The following is an 18416-nucleotide window of genomic DNA, read 5'->3' as shown; positions in this document are numbered from 1 at the left end:
GAAGATATAGAGCCAAACACATATGCCTTTTACACTTGGTCAACGCTGGATCAGCGATACAGAAAGCGAATTAGGACTTGGAACCGTTGTCGCGGTGGATGCGCGAACTGTCACTTTACTTTTCCCATCTACTGGTGAAAACCGTCTGTACGCACGCAGTGATTCTCCCGTGACCCGCGTGATGTTCAATCCTGGTGATACCATTACCAGCCATGACGGCTGGCAGATGCAAGTCGAAGAAGTAAAAGAAGAAAATGGCCTGCTGACCTATATCGGTACTCGCCTGGATACTGAAGAGTCCGGCGTAGCCCTGCGTGAAGTTTTCCTTGATAGCAAATTGGTGTTCAGCAAACCACAGGACCGCCTGTTTGCCGGACAGATCGACCGTATGGACCGCTTTGCGTTGCGTTATCGCGCACGTAAGTATTCCAGCGAACAGTTCCGTATGCCGTACAGCGGCCTGCGCGGTCAGCGTACCAGCCTGATCCCACACCAGCTCAACATCGCACATGATGTTGGTCGCCGCCACGCGCCGCGCGTCCTGCTGGCTGACGAAGTAGGTTTAGGGAAAACCATTGAAGCCGGGATGATCCTGCATCAACAACTGCTCTCTGGCGCGGCTGAACGTGTGCTGATTATCGTCCCGGAAACTTTACAGCATCAGTGGCTGGTAGAAATGCTGCGCCGTTTCAACCTGCGTTTTGCGCTGTTTGATGACGAGCGTTACGCCGAAGCTCAGCACGATGCTTACAACCCGTTCGACACCGAACAGCTGGTGATTTGCTCACTGGATTTTGCCCGTCGTAGCAAACAGCGTCTGGAACACTTGTGTGAAGCCGAGTGGGATCTGCTGGTCGTCGATGAAGCGCACCACCTGGTGTGGAGCGAAGAGGCGCCGAGCCGTGAATATCAGACCATTGAACAACTGGCAGAGCATGTGCCTGGCGTTCTGCTGCTGACCGCAACCCCGGAACAACTGGGGATGGAAAGCCACTTCGCCCGCCTGCGCCTGCTGGACCCGAATCGTTTCCACGATTTCGCACAATTCGTTGAAGAACAGAAGAATTATCGTCCGGTCGCCGACGCCGTTGCCATGCTGCTGGCAGGTAACAAACTGAGCAATGACGAACTGAACATGCTCGGTGAGATGATCGGCGAGCAGGATATCGAGCCGCTTTTGCAGGTGGCAAACAGCGACAGCGAAGATGCCCAGAGCGCGCGTCAGGAACTGGTTTCCATGCTGATGGACCGTCACGGCACCAGCCGCGTACTGTTCCGTAACACGCGTAACGGCGTTAAAGGCTTCCCGAAACGCGAGCTGCACACTATTAAGCTGCCGCTGCCGACGCAGTATCAGACGGCAATTAAAGTGTCCGGCATTATGGGCGCACGTAAAAGTGCGGAAGATCGCGCCCGCGATATGCTCTACCCGGAGCGTATTTATCAGGAATTTGAAGGCGATAACGCCACCTGGTGGAACTTTGACCCGCGCGTTGAGTGGCTGATGGGCTACCTGACCAGCCATCGCTCTCAGAAAGTATTGGTGATCTGCGCCAAAGCCGCTACCGCGCTGCAACTGGAGCAAGTACTGCGCGAACGTGAAGGTATCCGCGCCGCGGTGTTCCACGAAGGTATGTCGATTATCGAGCGTGACCGCGCAGCCGCCTGGTTCGCCGAAGAAGATACCGGCGCGCAGGTGCTGCTGTGTTCGGAAATCGGTTCTGAAGGGCGTAACTTCCAGTTCGCCAGCCATATGGTGATGTTCGATCTGCCGTTCAACCCGGATCTGCTGGAGCAGCGTATTGGTCGTCTGGACCGTATCGGCCAGGCGCACGATATTCAGATCCATGTGCCTTATCTGGAGAAAACCGCTCAGTCGGTGCTGGTACGCTGGTATCACGAAGGTCTGGACGCATTCGAGCACACCTGCCCGACTGGACGCACTATTTACGATAGCGTTTACAACGATCTGATTAACTATCTGGCTTCACCGGACCAAACCGAAGGCTTTGACGATCTGATCAAAAACTGCCGCGAGCAGCATGAAGCCCTGAAAGCACAGCTGGAACAGGGTCGTGACCGCCTGCTGGAAATCCATTCCAACGGCGGCGAAAAAGCCCAGGCACTGGCAGAAAGCATTGAAGAGCAGGATGACGATACCAACCTGATCGCCTTCGCCATGAACCTGTTCGATATTATCGGTATCAATCAGGACGATCGCGGCGACAACCTGATCGTCCTGACGCCGTCCGATCATATGCTGGTGCCGGACTTCCCGGGTCTGTCGGAAGATGGCATCACCATCACCTTCGATCGTGAAGTGGCGCTGGCGCGTGAAGATGCACAGTTTATTACCTGGGAGCATCCGCTGATCCGCAACGGCCTGGACCTGATCCTTTCTGGCGATACCGGCAGCAGCACGATTTCGCTGTTGAAAAACAAAGCGTTGCCGGTAGGTACTCTGTTACTGGAACTGATTTACGTGGTTGAAGCTCAGGCGCCGAAGCAGTTGCAACTTAACCGCTTCCTGCCGCCGACACCGGTGCGTATGCTGTTGGATAAAAACGGCAACAACCTGGCGGCACAGGTGGAGTTTGAAACCTTCAACCGTCAGCTTAACGCAGTCAACCGTCATACCGGCAGTAAACTGGTTAACGCCGTGCAGCAGGATGTTCACGCTATCCTCCAGTTGGGTGAAGCGCAGATTGAGAAGTCTGCCCGTGCACTGATTGACGCGGCACGTAACGAAGCCGACGAAAAACTGTCTGCCGAACTGTCGCGTCTGGAAGCGCTGCGCGCGGTGAACCCGAACATCCGTGACGACGAACTGACTGCCATTGAGAGCAACCGTCAGCAGGTGATGGAAAGCCTGGATCAGGCGGGCTGGCGTCTGGATGCCCTACGTTTGATCGTTGTGACGCATCAATAACGGAGCTGAAAATGGGGATGGAAAACTACAATCCGCCGCAGGAACCCTGGCTGGTTGTCCTGTATCAGGATGACCACATTATGGTGGTCAACAAGCCGAGTGGTTTGTTGTCTGTGCCGGGGCGTCTGGAAGAGCACAAAGACAGCGTGATGACGCGCATTCAGCGTGATTATCCGCAGGCGGAATCGGTGCATCGCCTGGATATGGCCACCAGCGGCGTGATTGTAGTGGCGCTGACCAAAGCCGCGGAGCGGGAATTAAAACGCCAGTTCCGCGAGCGCGAGCCGAAAAAGCAGTATGTGGCCCGCGTCTGGGGGCATCCATCCCCCGCCGAAGGCCTGGTAGATCTACCGCTGATTTGCGACTGGCCCAACCGCCCGAAACAGAAAGTCTGTTACGAAACGGGTAAACCTGCGCAGACGGAATATGAAGTGGTGGAGTATGCGGCGGATAACACGGCAAGAGTGGTGTTAAAGCCGATTACCGGGCGTTCGCATCAGTTGCGTGTGCATATGCTGGCGCTGGGTCATCCGATTCTCGGCGATCGTTTTTATGCATCACCAGAAGCGAGAGCAATGGCGCCACGATTATTGTTGCATGCAGAAATGTTGACGATTACCCATCCGGCGTATGGCAATAGTATGACGTTTAAAGCGCCAGCGGATTTTTGATAGTCACGCTGGCGCGATTCGGTAGGCTAGATAAGGCGTTTACGCCGCATCCGGCAATTTTGCGCCGATTACCTGATGCGACGCGGGCCGCGTCTTATCAGGCCTACAGTTTGAAACTTATTTAAATCCTTTCTGCTGCTTAATCAGTTCATACGCCTGCTGAATTTCCTGCGCTTTCTGCTTCGCCATCTCCATCATCTCTGGCGGCAAACCTTTCGCTACCAGCTTATCCGGGTGGTGCTCGCTCATCAGCTTACGGTAGGCACGTTTAATCGTTGTCGCGTCATCCGTCGGCTTCACGCCCAACACATTACAGGCATCTTCCAGCGTCGGGCCGCGCTGCGCTTGCTGCCAGTGACCACCGCCAGACTGCTGCTGATAACCGCCGCCAAACTGCGCCCCGCCCTGCATCATACGCAGGAACTGGTCAAACTGAGCGCGCGAAATCCCTAACTCTTCAGCAATGACATACAGTACAGCCCGTTCATTAGGATGCAGCGAACCATCGGCAAACGCCGCCTGAATCTGGATCTCCAGAAACATACGAATTAAGTCAAAACGACCAAAGCAGACACTACGAAACTGACGCATTTTTTCACGTAGTGGGTAATTGTCTGATTTTCCCACCCGGAAAGCATTTTGCGCCGCAGTACGGGAAGCGCCATGCAGATTCATTCTGTCCATCAGTTGGCTGGCGATATGAATATCAGCCTCGGTAACACGACCTTTGGATTTGGTTAAATGCCCCATCACTTCAAAAGTGGTGGCAAAAAACAGCGCCTGACGCTCGCGCTGGTTGGCAAACCACGCCATTTTACGGCTACGGGCTTTATCAAACATGTGGCCAATTAACAGCCCCAACACTACGCCCCAAAAGCCGCCGCCCATTATTAAGGCCATGGCCACGCCAATGATTTTTCCCCAATACTGCATATATTCCCCAAATCGACACACGGATATCAGGGCTATCTCCCACAATATAAAGGTGCTTTTACCGTTTTCCGGCTGCGGTCAATTGTGGGACATCGCCTATAATTTGCATTATCATACCTGTCATTCAATGCCGTGCCTAACACCACTGACGCTATTCGGACAGGATTAACACTAGCGTAGAGATGACGAGTACGTTAGTCTCTGACCGTTTGTCACGCGCAACGTTACCGATGATGGAACAATAAAATCAACGTATGAAAAAACGTATCCCCACTCTTCTGGCCACCATGATTGCCACCGCCCTTTATAGTCAACAGGGACTGGCAGCCGATCTCGCCTCACAGTGTATGTTGGGCGTGCCAAGCTATGACCGTCCTCTGGTACAGGGCGATACTAACGACTTACCCGTGACGATTAATGCTGACCACGCAAAGGGAAATTACCCCGATGACGCCGTGTTTACCGGCAGCGTGGATATCATGCAGGGTAACAGCCGCCTGCAGGCCGATGAAGTTCAGCTCCATCAAAAAGAGGCCCCCGGACAAGCGGAACCGGTACGTACCGTTGATGCGCTCGGTAACGTTCATTACGACGATAACCAGGTGATCCTCAAAGGACCGAAAGGCTGGGCGAATCTGAACACCAAAGACACCAACGTCTGGAAAGGTGATTACCAGATGGTGGGCCGTCAGGGACGTGGTAAAGCCGACCTAATGAAACAACGTGGCGAAAACCGCTACACCATTCTGGATAACGGTAGCTTTACCTCCTGTTTGCCTGGTTCTGATACCTGGAGCGTGGTAGGTAGCGAAATTATTCATGACCGCGAAGAACAAGTCGCGGAAATCTGGAACGCCCGCTTTAAAGTCGGTCCGGTGCCGATTTTTTACAGCCCCTATTTGCAGTTGCCAGTGGGTGATAAACGTCGCTCAGGTTTCTTGATCCCGAACGCCAAGTACACCACCACCAACTACTTTGAGTTCTATCTTCCGTATTACTGGAATATTGCGCCAAATATGGATGCCACCATCACGCCGCATTATATGCATCGTCGTGGCAACATTATGTGGGAGAACGAGTTCCGTTATCTCACTCAGGCTGGCGCTGGCTTGATGGAACTTGACTATCTGCCTTCAGATAAAGTCTATGAAGATGAACATCCGAAGGATGATAGCTCACGTCGTTGGTTGTTCTACTGGCAACACTCCGGGGTAATGGATCAGGTGTGGCGTTTCAACGTCGACTACACCAAAGTCAGCGATCCTAGCTACTTCAATGACTTCGATAACAAATACGGCTCCAGTACCGACGGTTATGCAACGCAAAAATTCAGCGTTGGCTATGCGGTACAAAACTTCAATGCCACCGTTTCAACCAAGCAGTTCCAGGTCTTCAACGAACAGAACACCAGTAGCTACTCGGCAGAACCGCAGTTAGACGTTAATTACTATCAAAACGATGTTGGCCCTTTTGATACGCGAATTTACGGTCAGGCTGTGCACTTTGTTAACACCAGAGATGACATGCCAGAGGCGACTCGTGTTCACCTGGAGCCGACCATCAATCTGCCGCTCTCTAATAACTGGGGCAGTATCAATACTGAAGCAAAGTTGCTGGCGACGCATTATCAGCAAACCAATCTTGACTGGTATAACAGCAACCCCAAAAACACCAAACTGGCAGACTCCGCTAACCGCGTGATGCCGCAGTTCAAAGTAGACGGCAGAATGGTCTTCGAGCGCGATATGGAAATGCTGGCGCCAGGCTATACCCAGACGCTGGAACCACGCGCACAGTATCTGTATGTACCGTATCGCGATCAGAGCAAAATCTATAACTACGACTCTTCACTGCTGCAGTCTGACTACTCTGGCCTGTTCCGGGACCGGACTTACGGCGGTCTTGACCGTATTGCTTCCGCGAACCAGATAACGACCGGTGTCACATCTCGCGTATATGATGATGCTGCCGTTGAACGTTTTAATATTTCCGTTGGTCAAATCTACTATTTCACGGAGTCTCGCACTGGCGATGACAACATAACATGGGAGAATAACGACAAAACGGGCTCACTGGTATGGGCAGGCGATACTTACTGGCGTATCTCTGAGCGTTGGGGACTGCGTGGCGGGATTCAGTACGATACCCGTCTGGATAACGTAGCCACCAGTAACTCCAGCATTGAATACCGTCGGGATGAAGACCGTCTGATACAACTGAACTACCGTTACGCCAGCCCGGAATACATTCAGGCGACATTGCCTAAGTACTATTCCACTGCCGAGCAGTATAAAAACGGAATTTCGCAGGTAGGTACGGTTGCCAGTTGGCCAATTGCCGATCGTTGGTCAATTGTCGGGGCCTACTACTACGATACCAATGCGAACAAGCAGGCAGACTCAATGTTAGGAGTGCAATACAGCTCCTGCTGCTATGCGATTCGCGTCGGTTACGAGCGTAAGCTGAACGGTTGGGATAGCAATAAACAACATGCGATATATGACAACGCAATCGGCTTTAACATCGAACTTCGCGGCCTGAGCTCTAACTACGGTCTGGGTACGCAAGAGATGCTGCGTTCGAACATTCTGCCGTATCAAAACTCTTTGTGATTTGTTGATTTACCACGTAATCCGCAGTGCGGTTAATTGAAATGGAAAAAGTATGAAGAACTGGAAAACGCTGCTTCTCGGTATCGCGATGATCGCGAATACCAGTTTCGCTGCCCCCCAGGTAGTTGATAAAGTCGCAGCCGTCGTCAATAACGGCGTCGTGCTGGAAAGCGACGTTGATGGATTAATGCAGTCGGTAAAACTGAACGCCGCCCAGGCAAGGCAACAGCTTCCTGATGACGCTACGCTGCGCCACCAAATCATGGAGCGTTTGATCATGGATCAAATCATCCTGCAGATGGGGCAGAAAATGGGAGTGAAAATCTCCGATGAGCAGCTCGATCAGGCAATTGCCAACATTGCCAAACAGAACAACATGACGCTGGATCAAATGCGCAGTCGTCTGGCTTACGATGGTCTGAACTACAACACCTATCGTAACCAGATCCGCAAAGAGATGATTATCTCTGAAGTGCGTAACAACGAAGTGCGTCGCCGCATTACCATCCTGCCGCAGGAAGTCGAAGCTCTGGCGCAGCAGGTCGGTAACCAAAACGATGCCAGCACTGAACTGAATTTAAGCCACATCCTGATCCCGCTGCCGGAAAACCCGACTTCAGATCAAGTGAACGAAGCGGAAAGCCAGGCGCGCGCCATTGTCGCTCAAGCGCGTAACGGCGCTGATTTTGGTAAACTGGCTATCGCTCACTCTGCCGATCAGCAAGCACTGAATGGCGGTCAGATGGGCTGGGGCCGGATTCAGGAACTGCCGGGGATCTTCGCCCAGGCATTAAGCACCGCGAAAAAAGGCGATGTTGTTGGCCCGATCCGTTCCGGCGTCGGCTTCCATATTCTGAAAGTTAACGACCTGCGCGGTGAAAGCAAAAATATCTCGGTGACCGAGGTTCATGCTCGACATATTCTGCTAAAACCGTCGCCGATCATGACTGACGAGCAAGCTCGCGTGAAACTGGAACAGATTGCTGCGGATATCAAGAGCGGTAAAACCACGTTTGCTGCGGCAGCGAAAGAGTTCTCTCAGGATCCAGGCTCTGCTAACCAGGGCGGCGATCTTGGCTGGGCTACGCCAGACATTTTCGATCCGGCCTTCCGTGACGCGCTGACCCGCCTGAACAAAGGCCAAATGAGCGCTCCGGTTCACTCTTCATTCGGCTGGCATCTGATCGAACTGCTGGATACCCGTAATGTTGATAAAACCGACGCGGCGCAAAAAGATCGTGCGTACCGCATGCTGATGAACCGTAAGTTCTCGGAAGAAGCAGCAAGCTGGATGCAGGAACAACGTGCCAGCGCTTATGTGAAAATTTTGAGCAACTAATGGTTAAAACCCAACGTGTTGTGATCACTCCCGGCGAACCCGCCGGGATTGGCCCGGACTTAGTTGTCCAACTCGCACAGCGTGAGTGGCCGGTCGAACTGGTTGTTTGTGCCGATGCCACTCTCCTTACCGACCGGGCAGCGATGCTCGGTTTGCCGCTTACCCTCCGCCCTTATTCCCCTAATTCCCCTGCCCAACCGCAAACTGCGGGCACATTAACGCTACTTCCTGTCGCACTACGCGCGCCTGTCACGGCGGGGAAACTGACGGTTGAAAATGGGCATTATGTGGTGGAGACGCTGGCGCGAGCGTGCGATGGCTGCCTGAGCGGTGAATTTGCCGCGCTAATTACCGGCCCCGTACATAAAGGCGTCATTAACGACGCAGGCATTCCATTTACCGGTCATACCGAGTTTTTCGAAGAGCGTTCGCAGGCGAAAAAAGTGGTGATGATGCTGGCAACCGAAGAACTTCGCGTGGCGCTGGCAACGACGCATTTACCGCTGCGTGAAATTGCAGATGCCATTACCCAGCCACTACTGCATGAAGTGATCGGTATTTTGCATCACGATTTGCGGACCAAATTTGGCATCGCTGAACCGCGCATTCTGGTCTGCGGGCTGAATCCACACGCAGGCGAAGGCGGTCATATGGGTACGGAAGAGATAGACACCATTATTCCGGTGCTCGACGAGCTGCGGGCGCAGGGGATGAAACTCAACGGACCGCTGCCTGCCGATACCTTGTTTCAGCCTAAATATCTCGACAACGCCGACGCCGTACTGGCGATGTACCACGATCAGGGTCTTCCCGTGCTAAAATACCAGGGCTTCGGGCGCGGTGTGAACATTACGCTGGGCCTGCCCTTTATTCGCACATCAGTGGACCACGGCACCGCGCTTGAACTGGCGGGACGTGGCAAAGCCGATGTCGGCAGTTTTATTACGGCGCTTAATCTCGCCATCAAAATGATTGTTAACACCCAATGAATAATCGAGTCCACCAGGGCCATTTAGCCCGTAAACGCTTCGGGCAAAACTTTCTCAACGATCAGTTCGTGATCGACAGCATTGTTTCTGCCATTAACCCGCAAAAAGGCCAGGCGATGGTCGAAATCGGCCCCGGTCTGGCGGCATTGACCGAACCGGTCGGTGAACGTCTGGATCAGCTCACCGTCATCGAACTTGACCGCGATCTGGCGGCACGCCTGCAAACGCATCCATTTTTAGGCCCAAAACTGACAATTTATCAGCAGGATGCGATGACCTTTAACTTTGGTGAGCTGGCAGAAAAAATGGGCCAGCCGCTGCGTGTTTTCGGCAACCTGCCGTATAACATCTCCACGCCGTTGATGTTCCATCTGTTTAGCTATACTGATGCCATTGCCGACATGCATTTCATGTTGCAAAAAGAGGTGGTGAATCGTCTGGTTGCAGGACCGAACAGCAAGGCGTATGGTCGATTAAGCGTCATGGCGCAATATTATTGCAACGTGATCCCGGTGCTGGAAGTACCTCCATCCGCCTTTACGCCACCACCAAAAGTGGATTCCGCCGTCGTACGTCTGGTTCCTCACACGACGATGCCTTATCCGGTTAAAGATATTCGCGTGTTGAGTCGCATCACTACCGAAGCCTTTAACCAGCGTCGTAAAACCATTCGGAACAGCCTCGGCAACCTGTTTAGCGCCGAAGCGCTAACGGAAATGGGGATCGACCCGGCGATGCGAGCGGAAAATATCTCTGTCGCGCAATATTGCCAGATGGCGAACTATCTGGCGGAGAACGCGCCTTTGCAGGAGAGTTAACGATGATCAATTCGCCCCGAGTGTGTATTCAGGTTCAAAGCGTCTACATTGAGGCCCAATCTTCACCTGATAATGAACGTTACGTTTTTGCTTATACCGTAACCATACGCAATCTGGGGCGAGCGCCAGTGCAGTTGTTGGGACGTTACTGGCTGATCACTAACGGCAATGGCCGCGAAACCGAAGTCCAGGGTGAAGGTGTGGTGGGCGTCCAACCGCATATCGCCCCTGGTGAAGAATACCAATACACCAGCGGCGCAATCATTGAAACGCCGCTGGGCACCATGCAGGGTCACTACGAAATGATCGATGAGAATGGCGTTCCCTTTAGCATCGACATTCCCGTATTTCGACTCGCCGTTCCAATACTCATTCATTAATAAATATGGCGACATACCTTATTGGCGATGTTCACGGTTGTTACGATGAACTGATCGCATTGCTGCATAAAGTGGAATTTACTCCCGGTAAAGATATCCTCTGGCTGACGGGCGACCTGGTCGCGCGCGGCCCGGGTTCGCTGGATGTCCTGCGTTATGTAAAGTCTTTAGGCGATAACGTACGTCTGGTGCTGGGGAATCACGATCTGCATCTGCTGGCGGTCTTTGCCGGGATCAGCCGTAATAAACCGAAAGATCACCTTACGCCGTTGTTGGAAGCGCCTGACGCCGACGAACTGCTTAACTGGTTGCGCCGCCAGCCTCTGATGCAAATCGACGAAGAGAAAAAGCTGGTGATGACCCACGCGGGGATCACGCCACAGTGGGATCTCCAGACAGCCAAAGAGTGCGCACGCGACGTAGAAGCGGTACTGTCGAGCGATTCCTACCCCTTCTTCCTCGACGCTATGTACGGCGATATGCCAAACAACTGGTCGCCGGAATTACGTGGGTTAGGAAGACTGCGTTTTATCACCAACGCCTTTACTCGTATGCGTTTCTGTTTTCCGAACGGTCAACTGGATATGTATAGCAAAGAGTCGCCGGAAGAAGCGCCAGCACCACTGAAACCGTGGTTTGCGATTCCTGGCCCCGTCAGTGAAGAGTACAGCATCGCCTTTGGTCACTGGGCATCACTGGAAGGCAAAGGCACGCCGGAAGGGATTTACGCGCTGGATACCGGCTGCTGCTGGGGTGGTACATTAACCTGCCTGCGCTGGGAAGATAAACAGTATTTTGTCCAGCCGTCGAACCGGCATAAGGATTTGGGTGAGGGAGAGGCGGTCGCGTCTTAAATCCCGTCGAGCATAAAATTTAATCCCCCTTTAATCAACGTTCGGTGCGCGCTGGCATCACAAAATTTCGTTCCCAGCGCGTTAACTGGAACAGTTGCAGTCTCATGCGTCATGAGCACATATTCTCTTCCATCCACCAGTAAAAGGATTGGGTTAAGTCGTTCTGGTGGGTAATTACGGCTAAATCGTTCAATAAGTGTTAATGGAATAACGATACGGCGATTAATCTCACCAATAATGTCGCTGGTAACATTGATAACAAAGGGAAATGCGGCGTTCCTGCCGCGACTGCGGTATACCGTAAATGGTATCTCTGGAAGCGATGGTACTCATCAGAAAAACATCCGATTTCATCAGCCAATTGATTTAACGCAGCGATAGCTTCTGCGTTCTCTTCACGCCAACGTGTTGCTGCATGTTTTTTAAGTTCAGCATTGAGCGCAACCGTAAGGGTAGCGCTCATATTTAAGCCAGCATCGCGAGCGCGATTGACTAACTCACGGTCGACGGTGACGGCCACACTTTGTGTGGTACGTTTTGCAGTCATGATATCGTGCTCCTGTACAATTTATACGTCTGGTATACACGGATATCTGCACGTATCAGCGATGCCGGGATTCTAATAGACAAACTTACCGCCGTTCCAGAATCTCAAAACAATAGCTGTGAGAGTTCTGCGCATCGGCGTCGTGGAATTCGCTGAATACCGATTCCCAGTCATCTGGATCGTAATCCGGGAAATGAGTGTCGCCTTCCACATCTGCGTCAATATGCGTCAGATACAGTTTTTGCGCTTTCGGCAGGAACTGCTCGTATACGCGCCCACCGCCAATCACCATGATTTCTGGTACGTCACCGCACGCCGCGATGGCTTCATCCACCGACTTCACCCATGTTACGCGATCGTCCGTACCCGGCTGGCTGCTGATGACGATATTCTTACGCCCTGGCAGCGGGCGACCAATGGATTCCCAGGTATGGCGTCCCATAATCACAGGTTTATTTAAGGTGTTGCGTTTAAACCAGGCGAGATCGGCAGGCAGGTTCCACGGCATGGCATTTTCCATGCCGATAACGCGATCTACCGCTAACGCCGCAATCAGACTGATCATTGAGATTTCCCGATAAAAAAAATTGTCGCCACTATACGTAAAGCGTAAACCTTCGTCGACTGGCGAGAGGATGATGTTGAGGAAAATTTTATATTCTGCTGGCGAGCCCACGCTATGCCGCTGGACTCGCCCTATTACAATTACATAAAAACAAACAGTTAGTTGTAAAGCGTGCGTGATATCACTCTTTATGATTACGAGGGTTTGGTTTCTGGCTCATCGGTCATATTGCCAGTATGTTTCCCTTCTTCAGTACCTTGCCAGCCGTGCCGTTGAATTAATGACAGATGTTCGCGATCTTCGCTGATTATCTCACTTAACATCGCGTTGGTACGTTTATAAACCGCAGCCCGGGCTTTGGTATCGTTCTCACTCATCGCCATCTCTTCCAGCATCTGAATATTAAAGCGACGGAACAAATCGGCTCGTTCCCGCGCTTCATACGCCCCCAGACCTAAACTTTCCAGTGCCAGGCGTCCGGTTTTGAGCGCCCCTTCAAAGGTTTCACGCTCCGGCTTTTCCACACCTGCCTGACGCAAACGAATGTAGTGATCAACATCACGCGCGCGAGCAATGATCTGCAAATGCGGGAAATGTTCTTTCACCATCTCCGTCAGTTGCAGGTTGGTTTGCGGATCGTCAATTGTGTTAATCAACACTTCCGCTTTCGCCGCTCCGGCAGATTCCAGTAAATCCATCCGCGTGGCATCGCCGTAAAACACTTTCATGCCGAATTTGCGCAAAGTTTCTATATGGTCAGGATCGTGATCGAGTACCACCATTCTCACCCCGCTGGAGAGCAGTAAACGCCCGGTGATCTGACCAAAACGACCGAATCCGGCAACAATTACCCGCGGTTGTTCTTCGTCGATCTCATCAGCTTCGCGCGCCTCTTCAGTGGAAGATTGTTCAAGGCGATTGAGGATCACCAACAGAATCGGCGTTGCCGCCATCGACAATGCCACCGCCAACGTCAGCGACTTCGCCCACTCTGGTTCCAGTACATTTGCCATTTGCGCTGCGCCAAACACCACAAAGGCAAACTCACTACCCTGCCCTAACAACACCGCAAACCAGCGACGTTGTTTATTCGGCACCTGTAATGGTCGGGCAATCAGCCACAGCATGGCAATTTTGATGATGAGGAAACCAGTCAGCAGGATGACTATACGCAACGGATTTTCAAGCAGCGTACCAAAGTCTATCGACATGCCAACACCGATGAAAAACAGCCCCAGCAGCAAACCTTTAAATGGTTCGATATCGCTTTCCAGCGCATGACGGTATTCCGAGCTTGCCAGCAACACGCCTGCCAGAAACGCGCCCATCGCCATCGACAAGCCGACCTCTTCGAGCAGCAAACCAAAGCCAAACACGAGGAATAAAGCTACGGCACTGAACACTTCCCGCAAGCCAGAACGGGCAACAAAGCGCAGCGCCGGACGCGTAACATAGCGCCCCAGCAATACCACCAGCGCCAGCGCGCCCGCCACTTTTAACGCCGAGAGAGCAAATGCGCCCATCGTCGTTGAGGCACTGCTCGCTGCCAGTAGCGGGATCATCGCCACTAATGGGATCGCCGCGATATCCTGAAATAATAGTACGGCAAAGGCACTGCGCCCCATCTGCGTTACCGTCAGGTTACGTTCATTCATTGCCTGCATGGCAATCGCTGTTGAGGAGAGCGCCAGCGTCATGCCAATTAATCCCGCGACTTGCCAGCGCATACCGAGGAGCATACAGAACAGCCCCAGCAGGCCGCCACAGCTCACCATCTGCAATACGCCACCGCCGAATACTGCCGCGCGCAGTTTCCATAATCGCTGTGGATCAAGCTCCAGACCGATAATAAATAACATCAGCACCACGCCAATTTCGGCAAAGTGCAGGATAGATTCGGCATCGGTCACCAACCGCAGTCCCCACGGGCCAATAATGCAGCCTGCAATCAGGTAACCAAGGACCGAGCCCAGACCGAGGCGTACCGCAATGGGTACAATCAGCGCCGCCGAACCGAGATAGATCAGCGCCTGGACCAGCGTATGACTATCCATGATGTGCCTCCTGCCATTCCAGCAGACGTTGCTTATAGTGACGCGCCTGCCCTTCGAGGGTTTCGTCGTCACAAATAAAGGTGCAGTGCATGGCAAACGGCGGTAGCCAGTTCAGCCCACAGTAGATTGCCGTCGCCTGTAGCGGCTGCGACAGCACATCAAAGCCCGGATGCGCACCGATCTCAAAATGGCTTTCCCCGCCGCCGGTCGTCACCGCCCACAGCAAATGCTTGCCATGCAGCGCCGTGCCGCCGTGACCATAAGCCCAGCCGTGCGAGAAAACTTTATCGATCCAAAGTTTAAGGAGCGGTGGAATGCTGTACCACTGCATTGGGTGCTGCCAGACGATCAGATCGGCGCGAGACAGCGCCTCCTGTTCGGCGGCAATGTCGATATTGAAGTCAGGATAAAGTTGATAAAGAGAGCGAATTTCAACGCCTTCCAGCGTCCTTGCCTGTTCAAGCATCCGTTTATTCGCATGGGAATGATGCGGATACGGATGCGCATAAATGATTAGAATCATAGTTAGCCTGCGCAATTACACCTTTGTTTTCTCACAAAGTGTAGTCATATATTTACGCGGCTTATAGTCAATAATATTGATTCAAAAAAGGGAGAAATCTGAATAAGTTACCCCGCTCGCTGCCTGCGAATCGTCATATTACTGGTCTGCGCCAGTGACATTCCGCGCGTTTCCGGGGCAAACGCCACAGAAATCAGTAAACCAAACAGCGAAATCCCCGCGCCCATCAGCATCGTATTGCTGATGCCATAATTATTAATAAAGATCGGCAGCGCCCAGGTCGAAACAATGGTGCCAATACGGCTTAGGGACATAATAACACCCACAGCAGAGGCGCGGATATCCGTCGGGAAGAGCTCATTAGGATAGAGCCATTGCAAATTACCCGGCCCACCAGAGAAAAAGGCATACACCGCGAACGCCATCACCACCAGCCAAATCCCCATATCCGGGATCAGTCCCAAAACAGCCAGCGCCAATGTCATCATGGCAAAGCTGCCAATCAACAATGGACGCCGTCCGGCAGTATTAAGCCATAACATCGGCGGAATACAGCCGAGCATAAAGAACAGGCTAATCACCACGTTCCCCAGCGCCGCATTTTTTCCGACCCCCAACCCCAGCAAACCAACGATTTGTGGGCCAAAGGTGTAAATGGCGAACATCGGGATCACCTGGCAGGTCCAGATGGCGGCAACAAACAGAACAAAAGGAAAATGGCGGCGATTAAACAGATCGCGAAAACGGGTTTGCTGCGGTTGCTCTTCGTCGAAAGCCACCGGTTCGCCAAACAGTTTGATCATCATCTCTTCACACTCTTTCACTCGCCCTTTGCGTAGTAACCAACGGGGAGATTCAGGCAGTTCCAATCGACCAATCAAAATCAACAAACAGGGGATCGCCGCGCTGCCCAGCATCCAGCGCCAGCCGCCTTCCATATCATAAAGCCAGTAGCCAACCAGATCGGCACAGGTCGCGCCGACATACCACATGGCGGCAATAAAGCTGATGGAAAACGCTCGCTGACGGGTGCTGGAGAACTCGGTAATCATCGAGGTGGCGATGGGATAATCCGCGCCGATGACAATGCCGATGAGGACCCGCATCACCAGCAATTCGACGGGGGATGAGACAAACATCGTCGCCACCGATATCACGCCGATGGCGATAATATCGATCAGAAACATTTTGCGCCGTCCGACTTTATCGGAAATATAGCCAAACAGCGATGTTCCGACGAATAGCCCGGCGAGCGTTCCCGCGCCCAGCAAGCCAATCCAGTCAGCGTCCAGCTTCAGCGCCGGAGTCAGTTGCTCCAGCGCCACACCAATCATTACCAGTACATAACCATCCAGAAACGGGCCACCGCTTCCCCACAGTAAAATGCGACGGTGAATGGAGGAGAATTTGAGATCGTCAAAGTTTCTGGACGGTTGCATGGGTTATTCCTGTTTTTTTGCAATGAGAGTCAGTACGGCGTTATTTCAGGCAACGGTTGCATGCCTCCTTCCTGGCTGGATAAGGTGCGTTAGCATCGCATCCGACAACAACCGCCGGATGCGGCATAAACGCCTTATCCGGCCTGACGTTACGCATCATAAAAACCAACATCAGCCGTAACGGAACTCCACACCAAAGGTGCCGCGCGGGTATTCCCACTGTTCCAGCGCCGACCCCAGCCCCAGAATGCGGCAGGTGCCGCACTCCAGACATCCGGCGTAATCAAAACGCACGCTGCCATCATCCTGCTTTTTATACAGACCCGCCGGGCACGCTTTCACCAGCAACTCCAGCGCCTGTTTATCGGCATCAGACTTCACAACGATGTGCGGATGCTCTTCATCGACATTGAATTTATTGACGCCCAGTTTGACGTCCACATTGACGGGAGAAGTCATAAAACAGTCACTCCTTTCATGCCATCCTTGATCAGATTGATGAAGCCTACTTTCTTCGCGTGGCGGAGGATTTTCTTACGCATCAGTTCCGGCGCGCTGCCGTCAATGGTGAACAGGTCACGCGCCACGCCTACCGCCAGTTCCGGGTAGCCGCTAAACATGCGCGGATTATCAAGAAACGCCGGTAGCTTCTGGTACATGCGCATATCGCGCAGTGGGCCGCTCTCCAGATGCTGACGATATTCCGCCAGTTTCTGCTTACTGAAATCGTCGTTTTTCATCGCTGAAAGCACGGTTTTCGCTGCCGCTTCCCCGGCGGCAATCGCCAGATCCATACCGCGAATGGTAAAACCGAGGTTCATACACATTCCGGCGGCGTCACCGGCAATCAGCACGCCGTCACCGACCAGCTCCGGCAGCATGTTGATACCCGCTTCCGGCACCACGTGAGCGGAATATTCCACCAGCTTTCCGCCTGCGATCAGCGGTGCGACTGCCGGATGCTGTTTGAAATCTTCCAGCATTTGCGGCACCGATTTTTTCGCGTCATGCAGATGATGCAGACCACAAACCAGCCCCAACGACAGGGTGTTTTCATTGGTATAAAGGAAGCCACCGCCCATCAGGCCATCGGTGGGCGAACCCGCAAACAGACAGGCCGCGCCCTGATTACCCTGCAACTGAAAACGATCTTCGATAACCGACTTCGGTAACTCGATCAATTCCTTCACGCCAACCGCCACATCCGTCGGTTTAACACGTTTCGCCATCCCGAGCTTTTCGGCAAGAATGGAGTTCACCCCGTCAGCCAGGATCACCGTTTTCGCTTCAATCACATCGCCATCGGCTTCTACGCCGACGACTTTGCCATCGCGCTGTACGAGGTTATCGACGCGAATACCGGTAATTAACTGCGCGCCCGCTTCTTCGGCCTGCTCCATCAGCCAGGCATCAAATTTACTGCGCAAAACGGAGTAAGAACGCTGGGATGGCGAGGTTTCGTCGCCATTGCAGTAGTCCATAGTCATCGCTGACCTTTCCGTCATAAAAGCGAGTTTTTCATGGGTGATCAGGCGTTCTACGGGGGCGGAATCGGCGAAACCAGGAATAATGTGTTCCAGACTGTGGGCATAGAGACGCCCGCCGGTGACATTCTTGGCACCTGCGGAATTGCCACGCTCGATAACTAACACTTGTGCCCCTTCGCGAGCGAGCACCAGTGCGGCAACCGAACCGGCAAGCCCTGCCCCGACGATGATGGCATCAAAGATATCTTCGGACATAAGAGCTCCCTGTCAGCGGCA

16 protein-coding genes and 1 pseudogene are annotated in these 18416 nt (G+C 52.9%); 8 read left to right on the top strand and 9 right to left on the bottom strand.

Translation table 11 applies throughout. The features are described 5' to 3' along the window. Nucleotides 1-22: 22 nt before the first annotated feature. Nucleotides 23-2929 (top strand): RNA polymerase-associated protein RapA, encoded by a 2907-nt coding sequence (rapA, locus tag PS053_RS18440; protein ID WP_256878697.1) that lies wholly within the window; start codon nucleotides 23-25, stop codon nucleotides 2927-2929. 11 nt (nucleotides 2930-2940) lie between these two features. Continuing rightward, nucleotides 2941-3600: a bifunctional tRNA pseudouridine(32) synthase/23S rRNA pseudouridine(746) synthase RluA gene (gene rluA / locus PS053_RS18435; protein WP_000525208.1), complete on the top strand. Its 660-nt coding sequence runs from the start codon at nucleotides 2941-2943 to the stop codon at nucleotides 3598-3600. Between the two features lie 117 nt (nucleotides 3601-3717). On the opposite strand, the gene djlA is transcribed toward rluA, so the two are convergent. Beyond that, the gene (djlA, locus tag PS053_RS18430) at nucleotides 3718-4533 is read right to left on the bottom strand and encodes a co-chaperone DjlA (RefSeq protein WP_001200559.1); all 816 of its coding nucleotides are present in this window, start codon (nucleotides 4531-4533) and stop codon (nucleotides 3718-3720) included. A gap of 254 nt (nucleotides 4534-4787) precedes the next feature. Here djlA and lptD point away from each other — a divergent pair, with 254 nt between their 5' ends. Genes lptD through apaH form a run of 6 tightly spaced genes read left to right on the top strand, consistent with a single transcriptional unit; the run spans nucleotide 4788 to nucleotide 11525 of the window. Further along, nucleotides 4788-7145, top strand: a complete 2358-nt coding sequence (gene lptD / locus PS053_RS18425) for an LPS assembly protein LptD (RefSeq protein WP_059227904.1) — start codon at nucleotides 4788-4790, stop codon at nucleotides 7143-7145. 52 nt (nucleotides 7146-7197) lie between these two features. Next, entirely contained in the window at nucleotides 7198-8484 is a 1287-nt protein-coding gene (surA, locus tag PS053_RS18420; RefSeq protein ID WP_256878698.1) for a peptidylprolyl isomerase SurA, read from the top strand. Further along, the gene (gene pdxA, locus PS053_RS18415; RefSeq protein ID WP_059277210.1) at nucleotides 8484-9473 is read left to right on the top strand and encodes a 4-hydroxythreonine-4-phosphate dehydrogenase PdxA; all 990 of its coding nucleotides are present in this window, start codon (nucleotides 8484-8486) and stop codon (nucleotides 9471-9473) included. Before surA ends, pdxA begins: the two co-directional genes overlap by 1 nt. Then, the gene (gene rsmA / locus PS053_RS18410) at nucleotides 9470-10291 is read left to right on the top strand and encodes a 16S rRNA (adenine(1518)-N(6)/adenine(1519)-N(6))-dimethyltransferase RsmA (protein ID WP_059277211.1); all 822 of its coding nucleotides are present in this window, start codon (nucleotides 9470-9472) and stop codon (nucleotides 10289-10291) included. Before pdxA ends, rsmA begins: the two co-directional genes overlap by 4 nt. A gap of 2 nt (nucleotides 10292-10293) precedes the next feature. Then, entirely contained in the window at nucleotides 10294-10671 is a 378-nt protein-coding gene (gene apaG, locus PS053_RS18405) for a Co2+/Mg2+ efflux protein ApaG (protein WP_000610898.1), read from the top strand. Between the two features lie 5 nt (nucleotides 10672-10676). Then, a complete protein-coding gene (apaH, locus tag PS053_RS18400) occupies nucleotides 10677-11525 on the top strand; it encodes a bis(5'-nucleosyl)-tetraphosphatase (symmetrical) ApaH (protein ID WP_025237675.1) in 849 nt (282 codons plus the stop codon). Here the strand turns inward: apaH and PS053_RS18395 are convergent. From PS053_RS18395 to PS053_RS18360, 8 genes and pseudogenes are all read right to left on the bottom strand, one after another. Beyond that, nucleotides 11522-11836 (bottom strand): CcdB family protein, encoded by a 315-nt coding sequence (locus PS053_RS18395; protein WP_256878782.1) that lies wholly within the window; start codon nucleotides 11834-11836, stop codon nucleotides 11522-11524. The genes apaH and PS053_RS18395 overlap by 4 nt on opposite strands. A gap of 5 nt (nucleotides 11837-11841) precedes the next feature. After that, nucleotides 11842-12072, bottom strand: a pseudogene (locus PS053_RS18390) (type II toxin-antitoxin system CcdA family antitoxin); the annotation flags it as partial. 85 nt (nucleotides 12073-12157) lie between these two features. Then, the gene (gene folA / locus PS053_RS18385; protein ID WP_025237677.1) at nucleotides 12158-12637 is read right to left on the bottom strand and encodes a type 3 dihydrofolate reductase; all 480 of its coding nucleotides are present in this window, start codon (nucleotides 12635-12637) and stop codon (nucleotides 12158-12160) included. Between the two features lie 194 nt (nucleotides 12638-12831). After that, a complete protein-coding gene (kefC, locus tag PS053_RS18380; RefSeq protein WP_256878699.1) occupies nucleotides 12832-14691 on the bottom strand; it encodes a glutathione-regulated potassium-efflux system protein KefC in 1860 nt (619 codons plus the stop codon). Further along, entirely contained in the window at nucleotides 14684-15214 is a 531-nt protein-coding gene (gene kefF, locus PS053_RS18375; RefSeq protein WP_000600725.1) for a glutathione-regulated potassium-efflux system oxidoreductase KefF, read from the bottom strand. The genes kefC and kefF overlap by 8 nt, the downstream gene beginning before the upstream one ends. A 107-nt stretch (nucleotides 15215-15321) precedes the next feature. Beyond that, nucleotides 15322-16653, bottom strand: a complete 1332-nt coding sequence (locus tag PS053_RS18370) for an MFS transporter (protein WP_273774344.1) — start codon at nucleotides 16651-16653, stop codon at nucleotides 15322-15324. 171 nt (nucleotides 16654-16824) lie between these two features. Further along, nucleotides 16825-17112: a ferredoxin-like protein FixX gene (gene fixX / locus PS053_RS18365; RefSeq protein ID WP_000203750.1), complete on the bottom strand. Its 288-nt coding sequence runs from the start codon at nucleotides 17110-17112 to the stop codon at nucleotides 16825-16827. Then, the gene (locus tag PS053_RS18360) at nucleotides 17109-18395 is read right to left on the bottom strand and encodes an FAD-dependent oxidoreductase (protein ID WP_054409863.1); all 1287 of its coding nucleotides are present in this window, start codon (nucleotides 18393-18395) and stop codon (nucleotides 17109-17111) included. The genes fixX and PS053_RS18360 overlap by 4 nt, the downstream gene beginning before the upstream one ends. Between the last annotated feature and the right edge of the window lie 21 nt (nucleotides 18396-18416).

It is taken from the genome of Escherichia albertii, assembly GCF_028622335.1.
Lineage (GTDB): Bacteria > Pseudomonadota > Gammaproteobacteria > Enterobacterales > Enterobacteriaceae > Escherichia > Escherichia albertii.
Note: the sequence above shows the minus strand (reverse complement) of the source record. Positions and strands in the feature narration are given on the sequence as shown.

Coding starts and splice junctions, on each gene's coding strand:
- kefF (WP_000600725.1), bottom strand. CDS start 15,214: ATGATTCTAATCATTTATGCGCATCCGTATCCGCATCATTCCCATGCG.
- djlA (WP_001200559.1), bottom strand. CDS start 4,533: ATGCAGTATTGGGGAAAAATCATTGGCGTGGCCATGGCCTTAATAATG.
- PS053_RS18370 (WP_273774344.1), bottom strand. CDS start 16,653: ATGCAACCGTCCAGAAACTTTGACGATCTCAAATTCTCCTCCATTCAC.
- rsmA (WP_059277211.1), top strand. CDS start 9,470: ATGAATAATCGAGTCCACCAGGGCCATTTAGCCCGTAAACGCTTCGGG.
- kefC (WP_256878699.1), bottom strand. CDS start 14,691: ATGGATAGTCATACGCTGGTCCAGGCGCTGATCTATCTCGGTTCGGCG.
- rluA (WP_000525208.1), top strand. CDS start 2,941: ATGGGGATGGAAAACTACAATCCGCCGCAGGAACCCTGGCTGGTTGTC.
- rapA (WP_256878697.1), top strand. CDS start 23: ATGCCTTTTACACTTGGTCAACGCTGGATCAGCGATACAGAAAGCGAA.
- apaH (WP_025237675.1), top strand. CDS start 10,677: ATGGCGACATACCTTATTGGCGATGTTCACGGTTGTTACGATGAACTG.
- PS053_RS18360 (WP_054409863.1), bottom strand. CDS start 18,395: ATGTCCGAAGATATCTTTGATGCCATCATCGTCGGGGCAGGGCTTGCC.
- apaG (WP_000610898.1), top strand. CDS start 10,294: ATGATCAATTCGCCCCGAGTGTGTATTCAGGTTCAAAGCGTCTACATT.
- lptD (WP_059227904.1), top strand. CDS start 4,788: ATGAAAAAACGTATCCCCACTCTTCTGGCCACCATGATTGCCACCGCC.
- folA (WP_025237677.1), bottom strand. CDS start 12,637: ATGATCAGTCTGATTGCGGCGTTAGCGGTAGATCGCGTTATCGGCATG.
- pdxA (WP_059277210.1), top strand. CDS start 8,484: ATGGTTAAAACCCAACGTGTTGTGATCACTCCCGGCGAACCCGCCGGG.
- fixX (WP_000203750.1), bottom strand. CDS start 17,112: ATGACTTCTCCCGTCAATGTGGACGTCAAACTGGGCGTCAATAAATTC.
- surA (WP_256878698.1), top strand. CDS start 7,198: ATGAAGAACTGGAAAACGCTGCTTCTCGGTATCGCGATGATCGCGAAT.